We start from the raw sequence: 10,035 nt of genomic DNA on the forward strand, positions 1-10,035 counted from the left end.
TTTGAACATCTCAGGGGTGGGGACTTCGTGATGGTGCGGTACGCGGCAAGGGCTCTGGTTCCGGCGGTCCTGGCGGCGGTGGCGCTGACCGGCTGCTCGTCCTCGGACGACTCCGCGGACAGCGGGAAGCAGCCAAGCGAGGCGACCGGGGCCGCCGACTCCACCGCCGATGCCACCGATGCCACCGCCGGGAAGCCCGTCGCCAAGGGCGGCACGATCGGCGCAGCCGGTTCGGCCTGCCCGATGCCCGTCACCTTCGACTTCGCGACGTCCTGGACGCCGGAGGCCGTCGAGGTGGAGCCCGGCTCCGACCTGGCCGCCCTGGGTGAGCAGGGCCCGGTCCGGATGGTCTGCGAGATCGACGCGAAGCCCGCGGGGAACATCGGCTACCTCCGGGTGTGGGCGGGCGAACCGTCCGGCACCGGCACCCGCGCGGTGCTCGAGGCGTTCCTCGCGGACGACCCGAGTGCCGGCAAGGCCGCGTACACCGAGGTGAAGGCCGGCTCCCTGGCCGCCACCGAAGTCACGTACACCGTGAGCGGCGAACTGCTGGACGAGCCGAAGACCGAGCGCGCCTTCGCGGTCGCCACCCCGGAAGGTCCGGTCGTGGTGCACCTGGGCGGTCTGGACTCCGCGGAGCACCGGCAGATGCTGCCCGCGTACGAGCTGGCGCGGAAGACCCTGAAGCTGGGCTGAGGGCGCGCTCCGAAGCTGCCGGGCCTACGGGCGCAGGACCGTCGCCCCCGGCGCCGCGGACCGCGCCACCCCTGCCGTCCGGCAGGTGCCGGACGTGATCAGTGCCTGTGCCACCTTCTGCGCCGACTCCTCGTCCGCGACCAGGAACGCCGTGGTGGGGCCCGAGCCCGAGACCAGGGCGGCCAGCGCGCCCGCGGTAGTGCCCGCGGCGAGGGTGTCGGCCAGGGACGGGCGCAGGGAGAGGGCGGCGGCCTGGAGGTCGTTGCTCAGGGCCTTCGCCAGCGCCGCCGTGTCCCCGGCGCGCAGCGCGGTCAGGAGCAGGGCCGACGCGGTGGGCTCCGGGACCTCCGTACCCGCCGTGAGCCGGTCGAACTCGCCGTAGACCGCCGGGGTGGACAGCCCTCCGTCGGCGACCGCGAAGACCCAGTGGAAGGTGCCCCCGACCTCGATCGGGGTCAGCCGCTCACCGCGTCCGACGCCGAGTGCGGCCCCGCCGACCAGGCTGAACGGGACGTCGCTGCCCAGCTCGGCGCAGAGCGCGAGGAGTTCCTCGCGGGTGGCGCCGGTGGACCAGAGGGCGTCGCAGGCCAGCAGGGCGGCGGCGCCGTCGGCGCTGCCGCCCGCCATGCCGCCCGCGACGGGGATGTCCTTGGCGATGTGGATGTGCACATCGGGCGCGAGGCCGTACCGCTCGGCCAGCGCGATGGCGGCGCGGGCGGCGAGGTTCGTGGCGTCGAGCGGGACCTGGGCGGCGTCGGGGCCCGAGCAGGTGACCGTCAGCCGCTCGGCGGGGGTGACGGTGACCTCGTCGTACAGGCCGACGGCGAGGAAGACGTTGGCCAGGTCGTGGAAGCCGTCGGGGCGCGGGGCGCCGACCGCGAGCTGCACATTGACCTTGGCGGGGACGCGGACGGTGACGCTCTGGGTCATGCGGACGGCTCCGGCCTGTTGTCGGCGGTATCCGGCTTGCTCCCGGCTTCCGGCTTGTTCTCGGCGATCGCGGCGAACTCCTCGACCGTCAGCGCCTCACCGCGGGCCTGCGGGGAGATGCCGGCCGCCACGAGCGCGGCCTCGGCGGCGGGTGCGGAACCCGCCCAGCCGGACAGGGCCGCGCGCAGCGTCTTGCGGCGCTGGGCGAAGGCGGCGTCGACGACGGCGAAGACCTCGGTGCGGCTCGCACTGGTCCTGATCGGCTCCGTGCGCCGCACCAGGGACACGAGACCCGAGTCGACGTTCGGCGCGGGCCAGAAGACCGTGCGGCCGATGGAACCGGCCCGCTTCACGTCGGCGTACCAGTTGGCCTTGACCGACGGCACCCCGTAGACCTTGTTGCCCGGCTTCGCGGCCAGCCGGTCGGCGACCTCCGCCTGCACCATCACGAGCGTGCGCTCGATGCTCGGGAAGCGCTCCAGCATGGTGAGCAGGACCGGCACGGCCACGTTGTACGGGAGGTTGGCGACCAGCGCGGTGGGCGGCGGGCCCGGCAGCTCCCGTACCAGCATCGCGTCGGAGTGCACGAGCGCGAAACGGTCGGCGCGCTCCGGCATCCGGGCGGCGACCGTGGCGGGCAGGGCGCCCGCGAGCACGTCGTCGATCTCGACGGCGACGACCCGGTCCGCCGCCTCCAGCAGCGCCAGGGTCAGCGAACCGAGCCCGGGGCCCACCTCGACCACCACGTCGTCGGGGCGCACCTCGGCGGTGCGCACGATCCGGCGGACGGTGTTGGCGTCGATGACGAAGTTCTGACCGCGCTGCTTGGTCGGGCGTACGCCCAGTTTCGCTGCCAGGTCTCGGATGTCTGCGGGGCCCAGGAGGGCGTCGGGCTCTGTGCTGCTCACCCGCCAAGCCTACGGCCGCAGTGCGGCCACGGACTCGCCCCCCGTTGAACGTAGAGCTTTTTCGCCCGGTACGTCTGCTCGGAGGCCGGGGCGTCCTGGGGCCTGCCGGTGCCGCCGAGCGACTGCCAGGTCTGGGTGTCGAACTGGTAGAGCCCGCCGTACGAACCGCTGGGGTCGACGGCGTCCGGCCGGCCGCCGGACTCGCAGGCGGCGAGCCCGTTCCAGTTCAGTCCGTCGGCGCCGGCGACCGAGTCCGGCTGCTGTTTCGTGCCGACGCGCACGATCCGGCTGACCGGTTCGCGCAGCGTCTCCTCGCCGGTCCTGCGCGGCTTCTGCCGGGCGCCGTTGACGGTGCGCAGGGCGTACGTGACGCGGCGCACTCCGTTGCGTCCGTTGCGTTCGACGACTTCCGTACCGGCGAAGAGGGTGGGGTCCTCGCTCCGTTCGACGGCGTACGGGACGGTCTCCTCGCGCACTTCGCGGGCGTCGGTGATCCGCATGACGGAGATGGTCTGGCCGTCGCGCGGGAAGCTGTCGGGGGACACGGAGGTGGTGTCCTGGCCCTGGAGGGTGATGCCGGCCTCCGCGACGGCCTCGCGGACGGTGGCGGCGTTGGTGCGCAGGGTGCGTTCGCGGCCGTCGGCCATGAAGGTCACGGTGCGTTCGGTGCGGATGTCGAGGGTGAGGCCGGTGCGGCCGATCCGGGAGGAGCGGGAGGCCGAGAGGTACGCCCCCTCGGCTCGCACCCCGAACTGGCGCAGGGCCTCGTCGACGGTCTCGGCGGTGGTCCACACCTGGCGGCGGATGCCGTCGAGCGTGAGGGTGACGGGGCGCCCGTAGCGGACGACGACCTCGTCGCCGCTGTCCAGCTCGGTGCCGGGGGCCGGGGCCACCAGGTCGTGGGCGCCGATGGTGACGCCCTCGTCCGCGAGGAGTTCGCCGACGTCGTCGGCGAAGGTGTGCAGGGTGCGCGGTTCCCCGTCGACGCTGAGCTCGACGGCCTTGTCGTGGGCGACGAACGCCGAGGTGCCGCCGGCCAGGAAGGCGACGACGAGGGCCTGCGGGACGAGCCGGCGAAGGCCCTCGGGGCCCGTGGTGCTCCTGCGGCGCCTGGTGCCCCGCCCGGTGCCCGTGCGGCCGGTGGCGCCCTCCGCCGTGACGGTCGGACGGGGCACCAGAGGGGTGTCGACCACCGTCGGGTCGTGGACGGCGAGGCCGGTCCACGACACGTCCACGAGCGTCGGCTCTTCATGGAGGGAAACGGGGGACGCTACGGCGACGGGCGCGGCCGGCGTACGCCGTCCGCCGCGCGCTGCACGGTGACTGCCCTGCGAATTGCTCACGACGCTCCAGAAGATCCGCACTGCGACCCGACTGCGCGGGGACGATAGCGGAGCTTCCGTGACTCTCCAAAGCGACACGGCTACACAGAGTTGCCGTGTCGCTTGTCGGCGACGGCTCGGCAACGGCTCAGTAGTCGAACGCGCGCGCGGTGTTCTCGGAGATCGCCGCAGCCAGGGTGTCCTCGTCGACGCCCTTGACCTCGGCCATCGCGCGGAGCGTGACCGGAATGAGGTAGGGCGCGTTGGGCCGTCCGCGGTACGGGGCGGGGGTGAGGAAGGGGGCGTCCGTCTCGACCAGGACCAGCTCCATCGGCGCGACGGCAAGTGCGTCGCGCAGCGGCTGGGCGTTCTTGAAGGTGACGTTGCCCGCGAAGGACATGAAGTATCCGGCGTCCGAGCAGATCCGGGCCATGTCGGCGTCGCCGGAGTAGCAGTGGAAGACGGTCCGCTCGGGGGCGCCCGCGTCGGCGAGGATGCGCAGCACGTCCGCGTGCGCCTCGCGGTCGTGGATGACGAGGGCCTTGCCGTGGCGCTTGGCGATCTCGATGTGCGCCCGGAAGGACTCCTCCTGGGCGGCCACGCCCTCGGGGCCCGTACGGAAGTGGTCGAGGCCCGTCTCGCCGACGCCCCGTACGTGGTCGAGGGCGGCCAGCGCGTCGATCTCGGCGAGCGCGTCGTCGAGTGCGGCCTTCCCGCCCGGCTCCCTGACGCCCTGGCGCGCGGTGCCCTCCGGGTCGCCGTGCACGATGCGGGGCGCCTCGTTGGGGTGAAGGGCGACGGAGGCGTGCACCGCGGCGTGGGCCGCCGCGGTTTCGGCGGCCCAGCGCGAGCCCGCCACGTCGCAGCCGACCTGGATCACGGTCGTCACATTGACGGCGGCGGCCCTGGCCAGGGCCTCCTCGACGGTTCCGTCCTGCATGTCGAGGTGGGTGTGCGAATCGGCGACCGGCACCCGGAGGGGTTCGGGCAGCGGCGGGGCTTCCGTACGGCTCATACCCACGATCGTACGAGGATCATGGGCGCCGGCTCACTTGCGGTGGAAGGGGTGCAGCAGGTGGGAGAAGTGCCAGTGGTGCTCCGGGCCCGCCGGGACCGGCGCGGGGGCGGGCTCCGGCTCTTCGGGGCGCTGGTGTTCGAGCAGCTGCTGGAAGGTCGAGACCCGGCCGGACCGCATGATCCGGACGACGTGCCCACCGCAGTTCGTGCAGGTCGGGGTGGACAGCGGTGAGGGCACGCGCTCCCCGTCCGCCTTGTAGACGACGAACGCGTTGCCCGCGCCGTCGACGTGGTGCTCTATCTCGTACGCCTGCTCCCAGCCGTACCCGCACCTCATGCAGGCGAACGCGTACGCCTCATGCACGGTGGTTGCTGCGATCTCGCTCATGCCTGCTCCTCTTGTCCGCCGGACAAGCACGCCATGGAATGCGTCCCACCATCCAGTGGACGCCTTTCCTGACGGAAACGCACCAGGTCAAGCCGAGTGTTGGAGCGGTCTTGGCCCTCTCATGGCCAAAGGGCCCGGTACGCGGCTCGGGCTTTGCCTTCCAGGCTAGTCCTTGCCCTGCGCGGGGGCAGTTCGAGCCGCGTTCTTTGCCGCGACCACCGCATCGAACACCTCGCGCTTGGGAAGCCCCGCGTCGGCGGCGACCGCGGCGATGGCCTCCTTGCGCCGCTCCCCCGCCTCCTCGCGCACCTGCACCCTGCGCACCAGCTCCTCGGCGTCCAGGCCCTCGTTCCCGGAGTCCGTCGCGCCCTCGACGACCACGGTGATCTCGCCGCGTACGCCCTCCGCCGCCCAGACCGCGAGCTCGCCCAGCGGGCCGCGCTTCACTTCCTCGTACGTCTTGGTCAGCTCGCGGCACACCGCGGCCCTGCGGTCGGCGCCGAACACCTCGGCCATCGCAACCAGGGTGTCGTCGAGCCGGTGCGGGGCCTCGAAGAAGACCATCGTGCGGCGTTCACCGGCGACCTCACCGAGCTTGCCGAGGCGTTCGCCCGCCTTGCGCGGCAGGAAGCCCTCGAAGCAGAAGCGGTCCACGGGCAGCCCGGAGAGCGCGAGCGCGGTCAGCACGGCCGAGGGGCCGGGCACCGCGGTGACCTTGATGTCCTTCTCCACGGCCGCGGCGACGAGCCGGTAGCCCGGGTCGGAGACGGACGGCATCCCGGCGTCGGTGACGAGCAGGACGCGGGCGCCGCCCATCAGTGCCTCGACGAGCTCGGGCGTACGGGCCGTTTCGTTGCCCTCGAAGTAGGAGACGACACGCCCCGTGGTCTGGATGCCCAGCGCCTGGGTGAGACGGCGCAGCCGCCGGGTGTCCTCGGCGGCGACGATGTCGGCCGTCGACAGCTCGGCGGCGAGCCGTGGCGGGGCGTCCGCCATGTCGCCGATGGGGGTCCCTGCGAGTACCAGCGTTCCAGTCGATCCAGTCACATGAGCCATCCTCCCAGCACGGGCGGCGCCCTTCGCACAGATGCGTTCCCTACGATGGCGCGGTGACGAGTACTGCGCCCGAAGCCCAGCAGGGCCAAGACGCCGGGGACACCTACAGTGCACAGCCGCCTGCCTGGCAGCAGCGGCTGCGCCGCTTCGGCCATGTGCCCAGGCCGGAGACAGGGCTGCGTGAACGGCTGGTGCCGCCGTACACGCGTCCGGGACGCCGGTTCTGGGCGGTGCTCGGGGTGCCGCCGGTCCTGGCGGGCCATCTGGTCCGCTGGGCGGCGTGGGGCGGACCGCTGCTGGTGGCGCTGGTCGCCGGGGTGCTGCGGTTCTGGAACCTCGGCAAGCCGGACGCGGTGATATTCGACGAGACGTACTACGCCAAGGACGCCTGGGCGCTGATCAACCAGGGGTACGAGGGCGCCTGGCCCAAGGACATCGACAAGTCGATTCTCGCCGACCCCTCGAAGGTCGACATCCCCGTGGAGCCCGGCTACGTCGTGCATCCACCGGTGGGCAAGTGGATCATCGGGATCGGCGAGAAGCTCTTCGACTTCACCCCGTTCGGCTGGCGCTTCATGGTGGCGGTGCTCGGCACGCTGTCCGTGCTGATGCTCTGCCGGATCGGCCGCAGGCTGTTCCGCTCCACGTTCCTGGGCTGCCTGGCGGGCACGCTGCTCGCGGTGGACGGGCTGCACTTCGTGATGAGCCGCACCGCGCTGCTCGACCTGGTGCTGATGTTCTTCGTGCTCGCGGCCTTCGGATGTCTGGTGACCGACCGCGACTGGGCGCGCCGGAGACTGGCGGCGGCGCTTCCGGTCGACGCGGACGGGGTGATGCGGCCCGATGCGCGGATCGCGGAGACGCTGCGTCTGGGGTGGCGCCCGTGGCGGCTCGCGGCGGGCCTGATGCTGGGCCTGGCCTTCGGCACCAAGTGGAACGGCCTCTACATCCTGGCCGCGTTCGGTGTCATGACGGTGCTCTGGGACGTGGGCGCGCGGCGCACGGCGGGCGCGGTGCAGCCGTATGTGGCCGCGCTGCGCCGCGATCTGCTGCCCGCGTTCGTCTCGACGGTGCCGGTCGCGATCGGCACGTACGTCGTCTCGTGGACCGGCTGGATCGTCACCGACAAGGGCTACTACCGGAACTGGGCGGCGACGGAGGGCAAGGGCGGTTGGTTCACCTGGCTGCCGGACTGGCTGCGCAGCCTGTGGCACTACGAGTACCAGGTGTACGAGTTCCATGTCGGCCTGACCTCCGGGCACACGTACGAGTCCAACCCGTGGAGCTGGATCGTGCTCGGCCGCCCCGTCTCGTACTTCTACGAGGAGGAGACGGGCTGCGCGGCGTCGGCGACCGGCAAGTGCGCGCGCGAGGTGCTGGCGATCGGCACTCCGATGCTGTGGTGGGCGGCGTGCTTCGCCCTGCTGTACGTGCTGTGGCGGTGGTTCTTCCGGCGCGACTGGCGGGCGGGCGCGATCGCGTGCGGTGTGGCGGCGGGCTGGGTGCCGTGGTTCTTCTACCAGGAGCGGACGATCTTCCTGTTCTACGCGGTCGTCTTCGTACCGTTCCTGTGTCTGGCGGTGACGATGATGATCGGCGCGATGATCGGGCCGGGCGCGGGAGCGCGGACCGGGACGCACCTGAGCCTGCCCACGAAGGATCCGACCGGTGAACTCCGGCGGACGCTGGGCGTGGTGGGCGCGGGTGTGCTGGTGCTGCTGATCGTGTGGAACTTCGTCTATTTCTGGCCGCTGTACACGGGCACGTCCCTCCCGGAGAACTCCTGGCGCGACCGGATGTGGCTCGACATGTGGGTCTGATCCCGGTCCAATAACGCCCACCCCACCCGTCACTGCTCTCCCGTAGAGTGACGGGAAACTCCCCTTGAACATGTTCAAGGGGACTCCTGGGGAGGGGACTGCACGATGCGCGGTGGAGCGAAGGTCGCCGTAATAGGCGGCGTGTTCACGCTGGTGGCCGGCGGCGTCGGCTACGGCGCGTACAACGTTGTCGGAGCAGGCGGCGAGAGCGGTGGCACGGACACGAAGGCGGCTTCCTCGCAGGTGAGGTCGGGGCCGCCGAGCAAGACGGAGATAGCCGGGACCTCGAAGGAGTTCCTGAAGGCGTGGGCGGCCGGTGACGCGACGGCCGCGGCCCTGCTCACCAACAACGAGGCGGGCGCCGAGCCGCTGCTCGCCGGGTACGCCGAGGACGCCCACGTCACGAAGGCCGTGATCACTCCGGGTCCTGCGGTCGGCGCGAAGGTGCCGTACACGGTGAAGGCGACGGTCTCGTACGAAGGCAGGACCAAGACCCTTGTCTACGCCTCCGAGCTGACCGTGGTGCGCGGTCTGACCAGCGGAAAGGCGCTGGTCGACTGGGAGCCCACGGTGATCCACCCGCAGCTGGCCGAAGGGGCGACGCTGAGGACGGGTCAGGCGTCGACGCCGGACATCGAGGCCGTCGACCGCGACGACAAGGTCCTGGACCCGAAGACGTACCCGTCGCTGGCTCCGGTGCTGGCCACGCTGCGCGAGAAGTACGGGGCGCGGAGCGGGGGCACGGCGGGCGTCGAGACCTGGATCGAGCCCGCCGACGAGACGGCGCCGAAGACCACACTGCTGACCCTGACGAAGGGGAAGCCCGGCAAGCTCCGGACGACGATCGAGGCCGGTGCCCAGGCGGCGGCCGAGCAGGCGGTGAAGCAGCACAGCCAGGCGTCGGTGGTCGCGATCCAGCCGTCGACGGGCGCGATCAGCGCGGTCGCCAACAACCCGGTGACCGACTTCAACGCGGCGATGCAGGGCAAGCAGGCACCCGGTTCCACGCTGAAGATCGTGACGGCCGCGATGCTGATCGAGAAGGGGTTCGTCTCGGCGACGGCCCCGGTCGAATGCCCCAAGGATGTGATGTACCAGGGGAACACCTTCCACAACCTGAAGTACTTCTCGCTCGCGGACACCGACACGTTCACGACGAGCTTCGCCCGCTCCTGCAACACGGCCTTCATCAAGAAGATCGACGACGTGAAGGACGACTCCGCGCTCGGCAAGGAGGCGCGGGACGTCTTCGGAATCGGTCTCGACTGGAAGACCGGCATCTTCTCGACCGACGGCAGCATCCCCGAGGCGGTCGGCGGTGAGGCCGCGGCGCAGTACATCGGCCAGGGCACGGTCCAGATGAACGCCCTCAACATCGCGTCCATCACCGCCACCGCCCGCAACGGCACCTTCCGGCAGCCGGTCATCGTGCCGCAGTCGCTGGACAACCGGCAGCTCGCCGTCGCGTCCCGCTCCCTGCCGCGCTACGTCACCGAGCAGCTGAACAGCATGATGCGGGCGACGGCTACCTGGGGCACGGGCAAGGCCGCCATGGCCTCGGTCGGCGGCGACAAGGGCGCCAAGACGGGCTCCGCGGAGGTCGACAACCAGGCCGTGTCCAACAGCTGGTTCACGGGATTCAGCAATGACCTGGCCGCGGCGGCGGTCGTCCAGTCCGGCGGCCACGGCGGAGACGCGGCGGGTCCTGTGGTGGCGGCGGTACTGCGGGCGGGGAGCTGACCGTACGGGGCCTACCGGCTGGACGGGCGAAAAACCCCGGGCCCGGGCCCCCGGTTTAGGCGGGGCCCCCCACCCCGAACCCCGCGCCAGCCCCGGACACCCCCCCCCAGCCGGGGGGGATGAGCGCACACCCCACGACCCCCCCCCCCCCCCCCCCG

At 71.8% G+C, this 10,035-nt stretch carries 9 protein-coding genes; 3 read left to right on the top strand and 6 right to left on the bottom strand.

The window, feature by feature from the left end:
* Window positions 1-30: 30 nt before the first annotated feature.
* Window positions 31-696 (top strand): lipoprotein, encoded by a 666-nt coding sequence (locus tag ACWGO0_RS27990; RefSeq protein ID WP_453540789.1) that lies wholly within the window; start codon window positions 31-33, stop codon window positions 694-696.
* Between the two features lie 24 nt (window positions 697-720).
* Here ACWGO0_RS27990 and ACWGO0_RS27995 read toward each other — a convergent pair whose 3' ends face one another.
* The 6 genes from ACWGO0_RS27995 to rsmI form a co-directional block, all read right to left on the bottom strand.
* Window positions 721-1,626, bottom strand: a complete 906-nt coding sequence (locus ACWGO0_RS27995; protein ID WP_453540792.1) for a 4-(cytidine 5'-diphospho)-2-C-methyl-D-erythritol kinase — start codon at window positions 1,624-1,626, stop codon at window positions 721-723.
* A complete protein-coding gene (rsmA, locus tag ACWGO0_RS28000; RefSeq protein ID WP_453540794.1) occupies window positions 1,623-2,534 on the bottom strand; it encodes a 16S rRNA (adenine(1518)-N(6)/adenine(1519)-N(6))-dimethyltransferase RsmA in 912 nt (303 codons plus the stop codon). Before rsmA ends, ACWGO0_RS27995 begins: the two co-directional genes overlap by 4 nt.
* Window positions 2,531-3,763, bottom strand: coding sequence for a ubiquitin-like domain-containing protein (locus ACWGO0_RS28005; protein ID WP_453540797.1), 1,233 nt, complete (start codon window positions 3,761-3,763; stop codon window positions 2,531-2,533). Before ACWGO0_RS28005 ends, rsmA begins: the two co-directional genes overlap by 4 nt.
* Before the next feature lie 241 nt (window positions 3,764-4,004).
* Window positions 4,005-4,871: a TatD family hydrolase gene (locus ACWGO0_RS28010; protein WP_453540800.1), complete on the bottom strand. Its 867-nt coding sequence runs from the start codon at window positions 4,869-4,871 to the stop codon at window positions 4,005-4,007.
* Between the two features lie 33 nt (window positions 4,872-4,904).
* Window positions 4,905-5,261: a hypothetical protein gene (locus ACWGO0_RS28015; RefSeq protein ID WP_453540803.1), complete on the bottom strand. Its 357-nt coding sequence runs from the start codon at window positions 5,259-5,261 to the stop codon at window positions 4,905-4,907.
* Between the two features lie 165 nt (window positions 5,262-5,426).
* Entirely contained in the window at window positions 5,427-6,317 is an 891-nt protein-coding gene (gene rsmI, locus ACWGO0_RS28020) for a 16S rRNA (cytidine(1402)-2'-O)-methyltransferase (RefSeq protein ID WP_453540806.1), read from the bottom strand.
* 53 nt (window positions 6,318-6,370) lie between these two features.
* On the opposite strand from rsmI, the gene ACWGO0_RS28025 reads away from it, so the two are divergent.
* Complete coding sequence (locus ACWGO0_RS28025; protein WP_453540809.1) at window positions 6,371-8,137, top strand: dolichyl-phosphate-mannose--protein mannosyltransferase; 1,767 nt, start codon at window positions 6,371-6,373, stop codon at window positions 8,135-8,137.
* A gap of 105 nt (window positions 8,138-8,242) precedes the next feature.
* Window positions 8,243-9,877, top strand: a complete 1,635-nt coding sequence (locus ACWGO0_RS28030; RefSeq protein ID WP_453540812.1) for a penicillin-binding transpeptidase domain-containing protein — start codon at window positions 8,243-8,245, stop codon at window positions 9,875-9,877.
* Window positions 9,878-10,035: the final 158 nt, after the last annotated feature.

The organism is Streptomyces sp. NPDC055749 (assembly GCF_053617235.1).

What these genes read in the sequence shown, in the direction of transcription:
- ACWGO0_RS27995 (WP_453540792.1), bottom strand. Translation starts at nt 1,626, where the DNA reads ATGACCCAGAGCGTCACCGTCCGCGTCCCCGCCAAGGTCAATGTGCAG.
- ACWGO0_RS28015 (WP_453540803.1), bottom strand. Translation starts at nt 5,261, where the DNA reads ATGAGCGAGATCGCAGCAACCACCGTGCATGAGGCGTACGCGTTCGCC.
- ACWGO0_RS28010 (WP_453540800.1), bottom strand. Translation starts at nt 4,871, where the DNA reads ATGAGCCGTACGGAAGCCCCGCCGCTGCCCGAACCCCTCCGGGTGCCG.
- rsmI (WP_453540806.1), bottom strand. Translation starts at nt 6,317, where the DNA reads ATGGCTCATGTGACTGGATCGACTGGAACGCTGGTACTCGCAGGGACC.
- ACWGO0_RS27990 (WP_453540789.1), top strand. Translation starts at nt 31, where the DNA reads ATGGTGCGGTACGCGGCAAGGGCTCTGGTTCCGGCGGTCCTGGCGGCG.
- ACWGO0_RS28030 (WP_453540812.1), top strand. Translation starts at nt 8,243, where the DNA reads ATGCGCGGTGGAGCGAAGGTCGCCGTAATAGGCGGCGTGTTCACGCTG.